Source organism: Polymorphobacter sp. PAMC 29334 (assembly GCF_019431245.1).
GTDB lineage: Bacteria > Pseudomonadota > Alphaproteobacteria > Sphingomonadales > Sphingomonadaceae > Polymorphobacter_B > Polymorphobacter_B megasporae.
This window is the reverse complement of sequence record NZ_CP080243.1, coordinates 2,599,225-2,613,427: the sequence shown is the minus strand read 5'-3', so window position 1 is coordinate 2,613,427 and position 14,203 is coordinate 2,599,225. Positions and strand designations below refer to the sequence as shown.

At 66.8% G+C, this 14,203-nt stretch carries 13 protein-coding genes; 4 read left to right on the top strand and 9 right to left on the bottom strand.

From position 1 onward, the window contains the following. Positions 1-55 precede the first annotated feature (55 nt). Complete coding sequence (gene alaS / locus KZX46_RS16090) at positions 56-2,725, top strand: alanine--tRNA ligase (protein WP_219774820.1); 2,670 nt, start codon at positions 56-58, stop codon at positions 2,723-2,725. Here alaS and KZX46_RS16085 read toward each other — a convergent pair. The 3 genes from KZX46_RS16085 to KZX46_RS16075 all read right to left on the bottom strand — a co-directional run bounded on the left by KZX46_RS16085 (position 2,722) and on the right by KZX46_RS16075 (position 5,281). Further along, positions 2,722-3,345 carry a YoaK family protein gene (locus tag KZX46_RS16085; protein ID WP_219774819.1) on the bottom strand — a complete coding sequence of 208 codons (624 nt, stop codon included), beginning with the start codon at positions 3,343-3,345 and terminating at the stop codon, positions 2,722-2,724. The genes alaS and KZX46_RS16085 overlap by 4 nt on opposite strands. A 123-nt stretch (positions 3,346-3,468) precedes the next feature. Continuing rightward, entirely contained in the window at positions 3,469-4,695 is a 1,227-nt protein-coding gene (locus KZX46_RS16080; protein ID WP_219774818.1) for an NADP-dependent isocitrate dehydrogenase, read from the bottom strand. 49 nt (positions 4,696-4,744) lie between these two features. Continuing rightward, on the bottom strand, positions 4,745-5,281 hold the full coding sequence (locus KZX46_RS16075) for a TIGR00730 family Rossman fold protein (RefSeq protein WP_219774817.1): 537 nt from the start codon (positions 5,279-5,281) through the stop codon (positions 4,745-4,747). Between the two features lie 62 nt (positions 5,282-5,343). Between KZX46_RS16075 and KZX46_RS16070 the strand changes: the two genes are divergently transcribed. Together KZX46_RS16070 and KZX46_RS16065 are read left to right on the top strand one after the other, a co-directional pair. Then, positions 5,344-6,078: a phosphatidylserine decarboxylase gene (locus tag KZX46_RS16070; RefSeq protein WP_219774816.1), complete on the top strand. Its 735-nt coding sequence runs from the start codon at positions 5,344-5,346 to the stop codon at positions 6,076-6,078. Positions 6,079-6,105: 27 nt separating this feature from the next. Continuing rightward, positions 6,106-6,915: a phosphatidylcholine/phosphatidylserine synthase gene (locus tag KZX46_RS16065; RefSeq protein WP_226895998.1), complete on the top strand. Its 810-nt coding sequence runs from the start codon at positions 6,106-6,108 to the stop codon at positions 6,913-6,915. On the opposite strand, the gene KZX46_RS16060 is transcribed toward KZX46_RS16065, so the two are convergent. Beyond that, positions 6,875-7,051: a hypothetical protein gene (locus KZX46_RS16060; protein WP_219774815.1), complete on the bottom strand. Its 177-nt coding sequence runs from the start codon at positions 7,049-7,051 to the stop codon at positions 6,875-6,877. The genes KZX46_RS16065 and KZX46_RS16060 overlap by 41 nt on opposite strands. A 109-nt stretch (positions 7,052-7,160) precedes the next feature. On the opposite strand from KZX46_RS16060, the gene KZX46_RS16055 reads away from it, so the two are divergent. Further along, the gene (locus KZX46_RS16055; protein ID WP_219774814.1) at positions 7,161-8,780 is read left to right on the top strand and encodes a long-chain-fatty-acid--CoA ligase; all 1,620 of its coding nucleotides are present in this window, start codon (positions 7,161-7,163) and stop codon (positions 8,778-8,780) included. A 10-nt stretch (positions 8,781-8,790) separates the two neighbouring features. Here the strand turns inward: KZX46_RS16055 and KZX46_RS16050 are convergent, their stop codons facing one another. From KZX46_RS16050 to KZX46_RS16030, 5 genes are all read right to left on the bottom strand, one after another. Then, positions 8,791-9,867: a PA0069 family radical SAM protein gene (locus KZX46_RS16050; RefSeq protein ID WP_219774813.1), complete on the bottom strand. Its 1,077-nt coding sequence runs from the start codon at positions 9,865-9,867 to the stop codon at positions 8,791-8,793. 42 nt (positions 9,868-9,909) lie between these two features. Continuing rightward, positions 9,910-10,668, bottom strand: coding sequence for an RcnB family protein (locus KZX46_RS16045; protein ID WP_219774812.1), 759 nt, complete (start codon positions 10,666-10,668; stop codon positions 9,910-9,912). A 46-nt stretch (positions 10,669-10,714) separates the two neighbouring features. Continuing rightward, positions 10,715-11,242, bottom strand: a complete 528-nt coding sequence (moaB, locus tag KZX46_RS16040) for a molybdenum cofactor biosynthesis protein B (protein WP_219774811.1) — start codon at positions 11,240-11,242, stop codon at positions 10,715-10,717. Positions 11,243-11,560: 318 nt separating this feature from the next. Beyond that, entirely contained in the window at positions 11,561-13,408 is a 1,848-nt protein-coding gene (locus KZX46_RS16035; protein ID WP_219774810.1) for a lytic transglycosylase domain-containing protein, read from the bottom strand. Next, positions 13,405-14,109, bottom strand: a complete 705-nt coding sequence (locus KZX46_RS16030) for a uracil-DNA glycosylase (protein WP_219774809.1) — start codon at positions 14,107-14,109, stop codon at positions 13,405-13,407. The genes KZX46_RS16035 and KZX46_RS16030 overlap by 4 nt, the downstream gene beginning before the upstream one ends. Positions 14,110-14,203 lie beyond the last annotated feature (94 nt).

Here is a 14,203-nt window from a genome sequence, read left to right as displayed (position 1 = left end):
GTCGGGCGAGCGTGCCGCGCTTGAGATGCGCGGCTCGCTCGCCTAGGTTCGGCGCATGATTACCACCAACGAAATCCGGCGCTCGTTTCTCGACTATTTCGGTAACACCGGCCACCGTATCGTCCCCTCGGCACCGCTGGTGCCGCAGAACGACCCGACGCTGATGTTCGTCAATGCGGGCATGGTGCCGTTCAAGAACGTCTTCACCGGCCAGGAGCGGCGGCCTTACGTCTTGGCCACCTCGTCCCAGAAGTGTGTCCGCGCCGGGGGCAAGCACAACGACCTCGACAACGTCGGCTACACCGCTCGTCACCACACATTTTTCGAGATGCTCGGTAATTTTTCGTTCGGCGAGTATTTCAAGGCGCAGGCGATCGAGCATGCATGGACGCTGCTGACCCGCGACTGGGGCATCGATCCGAACCGGCTGACCGTCACCGTCTACCACACCGACGACGAAGCCTTCGATCTGTGGAAGCGGATTGCCGGGCTGCCCGACGATCGGATCATCCGCATCGCGACCAACGATAATTTCTGGTCGATGGGCGACACCGGCCCGTGCGGACCGTGCAGCGAGATCTTCTTCGATCACGGCGCGCATATTCCGGGTGGTCCGCCGGGATCGCCCGACGAGGACGGCGATCGCTTCGTCGAAATCTGGAACCTCGTCTTCATGCAGTACGAGCAGGTCGATGCGGCGACCCGCCTCGACCTGCCGCGCCCTTCGATCGACACCGGGATGGGGCTTGAGCGGATCGCCGCCGTGCTGCAGGGCGTCCACGACAATTACGAAACCGATACCTTCCGCAACCTGATCGATGCCAGCCGCGAGCAGATTGGCCGGGACACCGGGGTGTCGTCGTCGACGCCCGACAGCCGCGTCTCGCACCGGGTCATCGCCGACCACCTCCGCGCGAGCTGCTTCCTGATCGCCGACGGTGTGCTTCCTGCCGCCGACGGACGGGGCTATGTCCTTCGCCGGATCATGCGCCGGGCGATGCGCCACGCCCAGCTGCTCGGCGCGCGTGATCCGTTGATGCATCGTCTCGTTCCTGCGCTCGTCGCCGAAATGGGGGTCGCTTTTCCCGAATTGATCCGCGCCCAGTCGCTGATCGAAGCGACGCTCGAGCTCGAGGAAACGCGGTTCCGTTCGACGCTCAGCAACGGTCTGCGTTTGCTCGGCGAGGCAACTGCGACGCTCCGACCCGGCGACACGCTCCCGGGTGATGTCGCGTTCAAGCTCTACGATACCTTTGGCTTCCCCTACGACCTGACCGAGGATGCGTTACGCGCGCAGGAAATCGTCGTCGATCGCGCCGGCTTCGACACCGCGATGGCGGAACAACGTCGCGCGGCACGCGCGGCATGGACCGGCTCGGGCCAGACGGCATCGGCGACGGTGTGGTTCGACATCCTCGACGAAAGCGGTGCGACCGAGTTCACCGGCTATTCGACCGATTCCGCTCAAGGCCAGATCGTTGCGATCGTCAAGGACGGCGTTCGCGTCACCTCGACTACCGCGGGCGACAAGGTGGCGATCGTGACGAATCAGACGCCATTCTATGCTGAATCGGGCGGGCAGGCGGGTGACGCGGGCACGATCGGCAGCGACACGGTCAAAATGACCGTCGAGGACACGTCGAAGCAGCTCGGCAAGCTTCACGTTCACCTTGGCACCATCGACACCGGATCGGTTGCGGTCGGCGAAACCGTCACGCTGGCGATCGACCACGACCGCCGCGCGCAGCTACGCGCCAATCACTCCGCGACGCATTTGCTCCACGCTGCGCTGCGCGAGAGGCTCGGCGACCATGTCACGCAAAAGGGATCGCTCGTCGCTCCCGACCGGCTGCGCTTCGACTTCAGCCAGACCCGCGCGCTGACTCGCGAAGAACTCACCACGGTTGAAGCCGACGTCAACCGGCACATCCGCGAGAATACCACGGTGTCGACACGACTGATGTCCCCTGACGCGGCGATCGCCGCCGGGGCAATGGCGCTGTTCGGTGAGAAATACGGTGAGGAAGTTCGGGTCCTGAGCATGGGACTCGCTGGCGAGGCCAATTACTCGACCGAGCTTTGCGGCGGGACCCACGTCGCCGCGCTCGGCGAGATCGGACTGTTCAAAATCGTCAGCGAAGGCGCGGTGGCAAGCGGCGTGCGACGGATCGAGGCGCTGACCGGCGAGGCCGCGCGCGTCTTCCTTACCGAACAGGAAAATCAGCTCAAGACTGCGGCGACGCTGCTGAAATCGCGGCCTGATGAAGTCTCCACGCGGATCGCCGCCCTGATCGAAGACCGACGCCGCCTTGAGCGCGAACTCACCGACGCGCGACGGGCGAGCGCGCTCGGCGGCGGCAAGTCGGAGGGCGCGGTGTCCGAGCAGGTCGGCGGCACCGGCTTCATCGGCCAGGTCATCCCCGGCCTCGATGCCAAGAACCTGCGCGGCCTTGTCGATGACGCAAAAAAGCAGATCGCGAGCGGCATCGTCGTGCTCGTCGCGGTCAACGACGGACGCGCCACCGTTGCGGTCGGCGTTACCGAAGACCAGGTTTTGCACCACAATGCAGTCGACCTTGTTCGGATAGCAGCCGCTGCAATCGGCGGTCAGGGCGGCGGCGGTCGTCCCGACATGGCGCAGGCCGGCGGGCCCGATGGCGCACGCGCGAGTGCCGCGATCGACGCGGTCCGTGCCGCACTGACCGGGGTCGCTGCAGCGGCTTAAATCCGCGAGGCGATCACCGCGAAACCCAGCGCCGCCGCGGCCGCGGGCCAGAGTGCGCCGAGGCCGAGGAGCGGAAAGACCAACGCCCCGGTCACGGCGCCGCTCACGAGTCCGAGCCAGAGCAACAGATAGGGTGCCCAGGCGAAGCGCGGGCCGCCAAGTAACGTCGTCGTTAGGCGTTGGCCGAGCTTGACCAGCGTCCCGGTCATGTACGTCAGCCCGACGACCTCGCCGTCGCGCTCGAACACGGCATTTTCCGCGCCCATGGCGAGGACCATCGCGATTGTTGCGCCCTTGGTCGATCCGGCGATACCAAACGCGGCGGCGACAGCGAGAAGCAGCGCGACGAACGCTAGTACCATCCGGGCGCGATGAACCTTGGCGCGAACCCCGACATACGATCCGGCGACGACTCCGATAACAAATGTCGAGATCAACCCGGCGGCGAGCGGTGCGGCGGAGGTTTGGTTTGCGATCCCGATCGCCAACCGCGTCGAGTTCCCGCTCATGAACGACGTGAAAAAGCCGCCGAGTGTCAGAAATCCGATCGCGTCGACGTAGCCGGCAAGTGCCGCCAACGCGGCGGCGAGCAGGCGGCTACGCCGGTCGAAACGGTTCACTGGAGCCCGGACAGCATCGTCGAAGCCCCCCTCATCGCGCAGTTTCGCTCGGCCGGCGATCCGCCTTCGCCGTTCTTCGCCCGACCGCCGACCAAGATGACGGCGTTTCGGACGACGGTTCGACTAGCCGGCGACCGGTGCCGCCATCGCCGCGTCGAGGTTCTTGCGAACCGCCTCGAAGAACTGTTCGGTCGTCATCCACGCCTGATCGGGTCCGATCAGGATCGCGAGATCCTTAGTCATTGCGCCCGCCTCGACGGTTTCGACGCAGACGCGCTCGAGCGTCTCGGCGAAGTGCGTCACTTCAGGGGTGCTGTCGAGCTTGCCGCGATGCTTGAGGCCACCCGTCCACGCAAAGATCGATGCGATCGGATTGGTTGACGTCGGCTTGCCCTGCTGGTGCATCCGATAATGGCGGGTGACGGTGCCATGCGCCGCCTCGGCCTCGACGGTCTGGCCATCGGGAGTGAGCAGGACGCTGGTCATCAGGCCGAGCGAGCCGAACCCCTGCGCGACCATGTCCGACTGGACGTCGCCGTCGTAATTCTTGCACGCCCAGATGAAATTGCCCGACCATTTGAGCGCCGAGGCGACGAGATCGTCGATCAGGCGATGTTCGTAGACGATGCCAAGCTTGGCGTACTTGTCCTTGAACTCGGCGACATAAGTTTCCTCGAACAGGTCCTTGAAGCGGCCGTCATATGCCTTGAGGATCGTGTTCTTGGTCGACAGATAAACCGGCCATTTCCGGGCGACGCCGTAGGCGAGGCACGCACGCGCGAAGTCGCGAATCGAGTCATCGAGGTTGTACATGCCCATCGCCACGCCCGCGCTGGGATATTGGAAGACCTCGTGTTCGATGACTTGGCCGTCTTCGCCGGTGAATTTCATTACCAGCGTGCCGGGGCCAGGGACGAGGAAGTCGGTCGCGCGATACTGGTCACCGAAAGCGTGGCGGCCGACGACGATCGGGCTGGTCCAGCCAGGAACGAGGCGGGGCACCGACGGAATGACGATCGGCTCGCGGAAGACGACGCCGCCAAGGATGTTGCGGATCGTCCCGTTCGGCGACTTCCACATCTTTTTCAGGTTGAATTCGGTGACGCGCGCTTCGTCGGGGGTGATCGTCGCGCATTTGACGCCGACGCCGTGCTGCTTGATCGCATTCGCCGACTGGACGGTAACACGGTCGTCGGTGGCGTCGCGGTTCTCGATCGACAGGTCGAAATAGATCAGGTCGACGTCGAGATACGGCAAAATCAGCTGTTCGCGGATCCATTGCCAGATGATCCGGGTCATTTCGTCGCCGTCGAGCTCGACGACGGGGTTCTTCACCTTGATCTTTGACATAGCGTCCTCGTTCTGGTCGGCACCGTGTAGGGGGCTTGCGCGGCGCGGGTCAACGGTCGACGAACGCGGCGAGGCCGACGAGGTCGACCGTTTCGACGAGCGCGAACAGTCCCGGATAGGCGAACCCGGCGCGATCGAGGTGGCCCAGCAGGCCGAGGAACGGTTGCCAGAAGCGGCCGCCGAGCAGGAAGATCGGCTTCGTGTGGAGGCCGAGATTGCGCCACGTCATTACCTCGAACAATTCGTCCATCGTGCCGATGCCGCCGGGCAGGACGACGATCGCGTCCGATTTCGCGAACATCAGCGCCTTGCGCTCGTGCAGCGTCGCGGTGACGATCAATTCGGACAGGCCCGGCTGCGCGACCTCGCGTGCTTCGAGCGCCGCCGGGATGATGCCGATGACCTCGGTGCCGCCCGCGAGCGCTGCGCGGGCAGCGATCCCCATCAGGCCGAAGGTGCCGCCGCCATAGACCAGCGTCAGCCCGCGTTCGGCGCAAAACGCGCCGAAACCGGCAGCGAGTTCGGCTGCCGCAGGGTCGACCCCCGGCATCGAACCGCAGAACAGGCAGAGCGAACCGATGGTCATTGCGTCGCTTAGCAAGCCGCGTCGTCGTTGTCAGCGCGCTTGCTTCGGACTAGGTGAGTTAGATGCTTACGACAGAGACGCCGAACCTGCCGGCGACGGCAAAATACCACCTCCCCCCAATGCATCCCGAGGGGCGCAAGTTCGTCGGGGCGGCGGCGGTCGTCACGTTGCTTCTCGGCTTCGCGCTGCACTGGACGACCGGCGGCTGGCTGATGGCCGGGGTAACGGCATGGGTCGCGCTGTTCTTTCGCGATCCCGAGCGGACGACACCGCAGGGCGAGGGGCTGATCATCTCGCCCGCCGACGGCATGGTCTGCATGGTCGCCGACGTCGCGATCCCGCGGCAGCTCGACGGCGACGGCGGCCTTGGCACGACGATGGTCAAGCGCGTGTCGGTGTTCATGAACGTATTCGATGTTCATATTAATCGCACACCGATCAGCGGCACGGTCAGCCGCGTGACGTATGTTCCGGGCAAATTCCTCAACGCCGACCTCGACAAGGCGTCGGACGACAACGAGCGCCAGTATTTCATCGTCGAGGCCGCAGATGGAACGCGGGTCGGCTTCACGCAGATCGCCGGGCTCGTGGCGCGACGGATCATGCGCTTCGTCCAGCCGGGCGATTCGGTCGTCGCCGGGCAGCGCGTCGGGCTGATCCGTTTCGGCAGCCGGGTCGATGTCTATTTGCCAGCGGGTTATCAGTGCCAGGTCCTGCCGGGGCAGCGCTGCGTTGCGGGCGAGACCGTGCTCGCGCGCCGCGACCTCGCCGAAGTCACCATCGGTGTGACGCAATGATGCCGGGCTGGACCCGAGGGTGACCTGTTGATCGAGCCCCGCCGTTTCGGCCGGGTCATTCCGATCCGGGCGTTGATCCCCAACGCCGTGACCGTACTGGCGTTGTGCTTTGGACTGACCGGCGTGCGCTTCGGCATTGCCGGAGAGTGGGAGAAGGCGGTCGCGGCGGTCGTCGTTGCGGGTGTCCTCGACGGGATCGACGGGCGGATTGCACGGTTGCTCAAGGGCACGAGCCGCTTTGGGGCCGAACTCGACTCGCTGTCCGACGTCATCGCCTTCGGCGTCGCCCCGGCGCTGATCATGTATCTGTGGGCGCTCCAGTTCCTCCCGGCGTTCGGCTGGATCGTCGCGCTCGCGCATGCGGTGACGTGTGCGCTGCGACTGGCGCGGTTCAATGCCGGGATCGGCGCGACCGATCCCGCGGTCAAGCGCGCCGGTTATCTGATCGGGGTACCTGCCCCGGTCGGGGCCGGACTCGCGCTCAGCCCGATCTTCGTCTGGCTGTGGCTCGGGCCATGGCTAGCGGCGGTGGCCCCGAACGATCCGCAGCTCTCGCTTTACGTCCGTGCCGGAATCAGCGCGGTGGTGATGATCGCCGTCGCGGTGATGATGGCATCGAGCCTGCCGACCTTTAGCTGGGGTTCGACCCGGCTTCGCCCCGAATGGCGTCTGGTTGCGCTGCTCGGCATCGGACTGTTTGCTGGAGCCTTGTTCACCGTGCCGTGGATGACGCTGTCGCTGCTCAGCCTAGCGTATGGCGCCTCGATCCCGTTCGGGATCCGCGCCGCACGGCGGGTCAGGCGGCCACTGCTCGCAGCGGTGCCACCGGCGCAGTGACGGCGGACGCAAGCGGATCGTCGAACAGCGCCGCCGCGATGGCGACCCGCGCCCGAATGAACCCAACCACGATACCCCCAAGCAACCCGACAATCAGCGCCGAGTTGACGATCGAACAAATTAGAACAGCGATCATTGCCCATCTCCCTGTTAGAGGTGTAATGTTCCTCATATGTTCCATGATGTCAAGCCGGTTTGCGGGGGCACCGGCGCGCTGATAGCGTGCCGCTTCAAGGAGACGCTCGATGATCGGCGCGATGCAGGACTGGCCGTTGACGCTCGGACGCTTGATCGATCATGCCGCGGTCAATCATCCGCAGCGTGAGATCGTCAGTCTGCTCGTCGAAGGAGGCGAGCATCGGACCAACTGGGCGGAAGTGCGCGATCGTGCCCGCCGCCTCGCCGCCGGACTGACAGCGCTTGGAATGCGACCCGACGACCGGATCGCGACGCTGGCGTGGAATACGCACCGCCACGTCGAATGCCTGTACGGCATTGCCGGCATGGGCGGGGTCGCGCACACGATCAACCCGCGGCTGTTCGACGACCAGATCGTCTTCATCGCCAACCACGCCGCCGACCGCGTCCTGCTGTTCGACCTCAGCTTTATCGCGCTGGTCGAGCGAATCGCGCCGCGATTGGAGACGATCGAACATTTCGTCGTCCTAACCGATCGCGCGCACATGCCCGAGTCGAGCCTCGACCTGATGTGCTACGAGGAGCTTGGCAGTGCCGCGGACCCTGACTTCGCCTGGGTGGCGCGCGAGGAGAACGCGCCGGCGGGGCTGTGCTACACCAGCGGGACCACGGGCAATCCCAAGGGCGTGCTATACAGCCACCGCTCGACCGTCCTTCACGCGATGGCGGCGTGCACCGCCGACGCCTTTGCGATCGGCGCGCGGACAGTCGCCCTGCCGGTATCGCCGATCTACCACGCCAGCGCGTGGAGCATTCCGTACGCCTCGGCCGTCGCGGGCGCGAAGCTGGTGCTCGCCGGGCCGCACTTCGACGGGGCGACGCTCCAGCGGCTGATCGTTGCCGAGGATGTCGATTTCGCGCTCGCGGTGCCGACGATCTGGCTGACGATGCTCCACTATCTCGATGCCAGCGGCCTCGGGCTGGGCAAGCTCGACCGGCTGGCGATCGGTGGATCGGCGGTGCCGCGGTCGATGATCGAGGCGTTCGCCGCGCGCGGGGTTACCGTCAGTCATCTATGGGGGATGACCGAGATGTCGCCGGTCGGCAGCGTGGGCGCGCCAACCCCCGAGATCGTCGCGCAGGGCGATGAAGCCGACCTCGCCGCGCGGATGAAGCAGGGGCGGGCGCTGTTCGGGGTCGAGATGAAAGTCGTCGACGACGCCAACGCCGATTGCCCGCGCGACGGCACCAGCTTCGGACGGTTGCTCGTGCGCGGGCCGTGGACCGTCGCGACCTATTTCCGCGGCGACGGTGGGCAGGTGACCGACGCCGAGGGCTGGTTCGACACCGGCGACGTCGCGACGATCGATCGCTTCGGCTATATGGCGATCGTCGACCGGTCGAAGGACGTCATCAAGTCGGGCGGCGAATGGATCAGCTCGATCGAGCTCGAGAACGCAGCGGTCGGCTGCCCCGGGGTGCTCGAGGCGGCGGTGATCGGCGTACCACACCCGAAGTGGGACGAGCGACCGCTGCTGATCGTCGTCCGCAAGCCCGGCGCAAGCGTGACCCGCGCCGACATGCTCGCGTATCTGACCGGGCGCATCGCCAAATGGTGGATGCCCGACGACGTCGTCTTCATCGACGAACTGCCGCACACTGCGACGGGCAAGCTCCTCAAGACCGCGCTCCGGGAGCAGTTTCGCGGGCATGTTCTCGCGGCGTGATCGCCGCCGCTCAGAATAGACCCAACTGCTTCGGCCCCGGCACGTCGAACAGGTCGGTTCGCAGCGCCGGGCGCGGCGCGTCGAGACCGAGGCGCGCCTTCGCCAGCGCCACGCGGCGATGGAGGAGCGCGGCGTAGGGGCCGGTCCCCCTCATCCGCTTGCCGAATTCCGCATTGTTGTCGCGTCCCTCGCGCATCGACTGGATCAGCGACATCGTGTGCCCGGCGCGGCCGGGATGATGCGTATCGAGCCATTGCCGGAATAGCGGCGCGACCTCGTTCGGCAGGCGGACCGGGCGTGCGAAGGCGCCGACCGCACCGGCAGCGGCAGCGGCTTCGAGGATCGCCTCGATCTCGTGATCGGTGATCGCGGGGACGATCGGCGACACCGAGACATAGGTTGGCACACCGGCGGCGCTCAATGCAGCGATCGCCGCTAGACGCCTCGTGGGGGTTGCCGCACGCGGTTCAAGGGTGCGGGCGATCGTCCGGTCGAGGCTCGTCACCGAGATCACCACGGCGACAAGGCCGTCGGCGGCGAGGCTGGTGAGGATGGCGAGGTCGGCGACCACGCGATCGGACTTGGTCGTGATCGACACCGGATGGTTGAACGCGCGCAAAACCTCGAGCATCCCGCGGGTGATGCGATGGGTCGCTTCGATCGGCTGGTACGGGTCGGTATTCGTCCCCATCGCCAACACTGCCGGCATATAGCCCTTACGGCTCAATTCCTTGCGGAGCAGCGCGGGTGCGGTCGGCTTGACGAACAGCCGCGACTCGAAATCGAGTCCCGGCGACAGGCCCAGATAGGCATGGGTCGGGCGAGCAAAACAATAAATGCAACCGTGCTCGCATCCCCGATAGGCGTTGACCGAGCGATCGAACGGGATGTCGGGCGAAGTGTTGCGGGTGATGATCGTCCGCGGCGTCTCGATCGTCACCGTCGTCCGCAGCGGCGGCGGACCGTCGTCAACGGTCGTTTGATCGTCGAGCCAGTCGAGATCGGTCTCGCGACCCGGCTCGTCGAAGCGCGCACTCGGCGCATTGGTCGGCGCGCCGCGACCGCGAACAGGCAGGGGGATCTGCATCCCCCTACCTAACGCGCTTATGAGAACATTACAAGAACAACCTTACGCGAAGACGCCGTAGCGGACCTCGGCTATGCGTCGCGTCCCGTTCTCTACGAGGAGCAGGTCGGGACCGTAACGGACCCAATGATAGCCATATGGCGGCGCGTAAAGCCCGAGCGACTGATAGTCGTTGAAGAAGTACGACGTTGAAAACAGCAGCGACGGCAGCAGCAGGCCCGGCGACCAGCGGCGATACGAGTAGCCGCGCGGGTAGTTGTACCCCGACCCCCGCACGCGCGGACGGTTCCAGTTGTTGCCGTTCCAATAGCCCGGGGGCGGGCGATACGACGGCGGGCGCTGGAAGTTTCCGCCGGGCCGACCGGGACGAATATCGCCGCCCGGGCGATTGTCGCCGGGCCGCCCGGGACGATTATCGTTGCCGGGACCGTCGGGCCGGTTGTTGCCAAAGCCGGGGCGATCGCCGCCGGGCTGTCCCGGGCGATTATCCCCTCCCGGACGTCCGGGCCGATCGTCGCCGCCGGGGCGACCGGGACGATTGTCGCCACCGGGACGGCCGGGCTGGACCTGCTGCCCGGGCGAAGGCCTTGGCTGCTGGACTTGCAGGCCGGGGCGCTGCCCGCCGTTGACGTCGCCGGGGCGCTGGCCGGGACGCTGTCCACCGGGTTGGCCGCCGCCGGGCCGTTGCCCGCGGTCTTCGCCTGGGCGCTGCCGATCCTGATCGGGGCCGCGATCCTGCGCGGCGGCGAGGTCGGGCACGACGGTCAATGCGGCGACGGCAACGAGGAGCAAACGCTTCATAGGTCGACCTTTACTGTTGCGACGCAACTGTAACGATCGGGCTATTCTAACGCTCCATCAGCCGGGGCATCAGCTCGACGAAGTTGCAGGGGCGGTGGCGGCTGTCGAGTTGGGTCGACAAGATGCCCGCCCACGCGTCGCGCACCGCGCCGGTCGATCCGGGGAGGGCGAAGATATAGGTGCCGCGTGCGACCCCGGCGGTGGCGCGCGACTGGACCGTCGAGGTGCCGATCGTCGCGTAGCTCAGCCAGCGGAACAGCTCGCCGAAGCCGGGGATTTCCTTGTCCCAGACCATCGCCAGCGCCTCGGGCGTGACGTCACGTCCGGTGACGCCGGTGCCCCCGGTGGTGATGATGCAGTCGATCTCCGGGTCGACAATCCATGCGTCGAACTGCGCGACCAGCGCAGGGACGTCGTCGCGGACGATCTCGCGCGCGGCGAGGATGTGTCCTGCCTCGGTCAGCAGCGCGGCGAGCGTGTCGCCCGATCGGTCATCGGCGTGAGTGCGGGTGTCGGAGACGGTCAGCGTCGCGATGCGGACCGGGCGGAAGGGGAGGGTGAGGTCGATGGGCATGCGGGGAGCCTAGCACACCAAGAAGTGTTGCCCACTCTCCGGGCGTTATCCCCGCGAAGGCGGGGACCCATCAGCCCATCAATTTGAAATTTGCAATGCCGCTCGACCATCCGTGGCCAACATCGATTGCCCCTGGAGAATGGGTCCCCGCCTTCGCGGGGATGACGACATTGTTGGGCGAACCGCCGCTCTCGATGTTGTCCCGACGAAGGTCGTGATGACATTGGCATGTGGGAAATCGGACTGCAGTACAACGGCGCGTAACCCCGCAGAGCATCGGCCGGGGACAGTAAAGCCACCGCTGCCAGCCACCCGCCGCTAAAGCGAACTTGCGACCACCGTGGTGTCGTCGGGCAATATCGGCAGCGGGCGGACGATTGGCATCAGCGGTGCGGTCATCGTCGGGATGCCGACGACGCCGGTCGCGCCCGGCATCCCGGGGAAGCGCGGCCACAGCCCCGCAGCGAGCGCGTCGATCGACGACGGGCTTTGTCCGGCGCGAAGCTGGTACATCCAGTAGTTGCGCAGCACGACCTCGACATAATGCCGTGTCTCGCGGAACGGGATCGATTCGATGAACAGCAACGGATCACCGTTGTCGCGGACCGTGGCATTCCACTTTTGCACCGATCCGGGACCGGCGTTGTACGCGGCGATCACCTTGGGCAGCAGCCCGGCGGTGTAGCTCATATCGCGCAGGTCCTCGAGGTAGCTTTGGCCACACTCGATGTTGAACTCGGGATCGGTCAGGTCGCGGGTGACGACGAGGACCTCGGTGCCGTCGGCCATCCGCGCGGACACTTTTTTCGCGGTCGCGGGCATCAGTTGCATTATGCCCTTGGCCCCAGCCTTCGACGTCGCGCCGGTGACGAAGTTCGATTCCTGCAGTGCGTGCGCGAAGACGAGGCCCTTGTCGACACGCCAGCCTTTAGCCGGGGTCCATGTCGGCTCGGGGTAGCGCGCCGACAGCGGCGGATCGATCCCCTCGGGCGGGTGGTGCGCGAGCCAGAACTGCGTCGCGGGCAGGTTGAGCCGCGCCGCCAGCCGGAGCAGCGCGGCGTAATTGCCGGTGTCGGTGATCGTCGCAAGATACTTGAGCTCGCGGTCTGCAAGGCCAAGCTGCCCGATCTCGACGAGCGCGGCGGCGCGGCGGGCTCCCGGGATCGCCGACAGATGGTTCCAGTCGGCGGTGATGAAGTCGGGTTCGGCCCAGTCGAGCGGCTGGCCGAGACCGAGCGTCCGCAGTGCGAGCATGCCGTAGAAGCTGTCCGGACGCGCGGCGGCGACCTTCAACCGCGCCGCGACCTTGTCGGGCTTGCCGCAGGCGAGATAGGCGCGCGCCGACCAGAACGCGGATGCTGGAGCGATATCCTCGCCGCCGAAGCGCGTGCCGACGAGGTCGAATGCGGTCGAGGCAGCGGCGCAATCACCACGCCGGAACGCGGCGAGCCCGGCGGTCCATGCGCCGAGCGACGACCATTCGCTGCTGCCGGTCGCGGCAATCCGGCCCATCCGCTCCGCCGCCATGTCGTCGCCCGCGCCGTAATAGCTCCACGCGGTCCGCTGCGCCCATTCGGCAGCGACGTCGGACGATAGGGCGCCGCGTTGCGATGCGAGGAAGGCTTCGGCATCGGCGTTGCGGTCGGCGGCGAGGAGCGGCTTGAGCCGGGCCACGGCGGCGGCATCGACGCTGCCGGTCGAGAAGCTCGACTTCGGCGACATCGGCGGCTGGAAACTGACCGTGCGGAGGAGGCGGCCGATCGGCAGTGTCGGCATGTCGGGGCTGCGGACCGCGAGCGCGATCAGCTTCGGCGCCTGCGGCAGGTCGGCGTTGGCGCTGAGCCATGTCGCGATACCGCCGCCGCGCACCGAGCCGCGCGCGAGCATCAGCTGCGCCTTCGCCGATGCGTGGAGCGGGCCGTCGCCGAGCGCCGACAGCTTCGCTTCGGCAGCGGCATAGCGCCCGGCATCGATGTCGACGAAGATCGCGTGATACGCAGTGCGCTGCGGGATCGTCAGCTGTTGCGGTACCCGGCGTTGCGCAGCGGTGATCCCGGCGTAACCGGTGACGGTGATCGTATCGCCCGCCATGTCGGGCGCGGCGGGCTCGGCGACGGCGGCGGTGATCGGCAGCAGCGCCGCCGCGAGGATCAACCAGCGCTTCATCCGTCGAGCCTCGCGCGGAACGCACACAGGTCGGCCCATGCCAGCGCCTTGTGTCCCGGATGGAGGAGGAGGTGCGACGGGGCGAAGGTCGGCATCACGGCGATCCCGCCGTCGGCCATCTCGTGCCAGCGCCCGCGCAGCCGGTTGATCCCGGCGGTCGATCCGGTGAGCGCGCTCGCCGCCGCCTGGCCAAGTGCGAGGATCGCGCGGGGGCGGGCGAGCTGGATCTGGCGGCGGAGGAACGGGGCAAAGGCGGCGACTTCGGCGGGGGTCGCGGCGCGGTCGCCCGGCAGCGCGACGATATTGGCGAGCATCGCAGTGTCGCGTCCGCGCCCGATGCTCAGCAGCATTTTGTCGAGCAGCGCCCCGGCAGCGTCGCCGAACACGCGGCCCGCGGCAGCATCGGCCATCGTCGGGCGCTCGCCGATCACCATGATGTCGCCCGCGCCGTCGGCGAACAGCGCGGCGGGATAGGCCTCGGCCATCGCGGCGGCGAGTGCGGCGAGGCTGTCGACATTGATCGCAACGGCTTCGCTGCGGACGACGACGGGTGCGATCGGGGCGACGGCAGGCGCGATCGGGCCGGCGTCGGCAAGCCACGCGAACGGCGCGTCGCCGACGACGGTATCGACCCCGGCGTCGACCAGCCAGCCGAGCGCGGCGGCGATCTCGTGACGGCTTGCGGTGTGGGCCCCGGTCATGCACCGCCATAGTGCGACGCGGCTGGTACTGGTCAAGCGCAACCCGGCCCCGTATCTGACGAACAACACTATTTCAGCGACGTGCCGATGGCCT

What these genes read in the sequence shown, in the direction of transcription:
- alaS (WP_219774820.1), top strand. Translation starts at nt 56, where the DNA reads ATGATTACCACCAACGAAATCCGGCGCTCGTTTCTCGACTATTTCGGT.
- KZX46_RS16080 (WP_219774818.1), bottom strand. Translation starts at nt 4,695, where the DNA reads ATGTCAAAGATCAAGGTGAAGAACCCCGTCGTCGAGCTCGACGGCGAC.
- KZX46_RS16075 (WP_219774817.1), bottom strand. Translation starts at nt 5,281, where the DNA reads ATGACCATCGGTTCGCTCTGCCTGTTCTGCGGTTCGATGCCGGGGGTC.
- KZX46_RS16070 (WP_219774816.1), top strand. Translation starts at nt 5,344, where the DNA reads ATGCTTACGACAGAGACGCCGAACCTGCCGGCGACGGCAAAATACCAC.
- KZX46_RS16060 (WP_219774815.1), bottom strand. Translation starts at nt 7,051, where the DNA reads ATGATCGCTGTTCTAATTTGTTCGATCGTCAACTCGGCGCTGATTGTC.
- KZX46_RS16055 (WP_219774814.1), top strand. Translation starts at nt 7,161, where the DNA reads ATGATCGGCGCGATGCAGGACTGGCCGTTGACGCTCGGACGCTTGATC.
- KZX46_RS16050 (WP_219774813.1), bottom strand. Translation starts at nt 9,867, where the DNA reads ATGCAGATCCCCCTGCCTGTTCGCGGTCGCGGCGCGCCGACCAATGCG.
- KZX46_RS16045 (WP_219774812.1), bottom strand. Translation starts at nt 10,668, where the DNA reads ATGAAGCGTTTGCTCCTCGTTGCCGTCGCCGCATTGACCGTCGTGCCC.
- moaB (WP_219774811.1), bottom strand. Translation starts at nt 11,242, where the DNA reads ATGCCCATCGACCTCACCCTCCCCTTCCGCCCGGTCCGCATCGCGACG.
- KZX46_RS16035 (WP_219774810.1), bottom strand. Translation starts at nt 13,408, where the DNA reads ATGAAGCGCTGGTTGATCCTCGCGGCGGCGCTGCTGCCGATCACCGCC.
- KZX46_RS16030 (WP_219774809.1), bottom strand. Translation starts at nt 14,109, where the DNA reads ATGACCGGGGCCCACACCGCAAGCCGTCACGAGATCGCCGCCGCGCTC.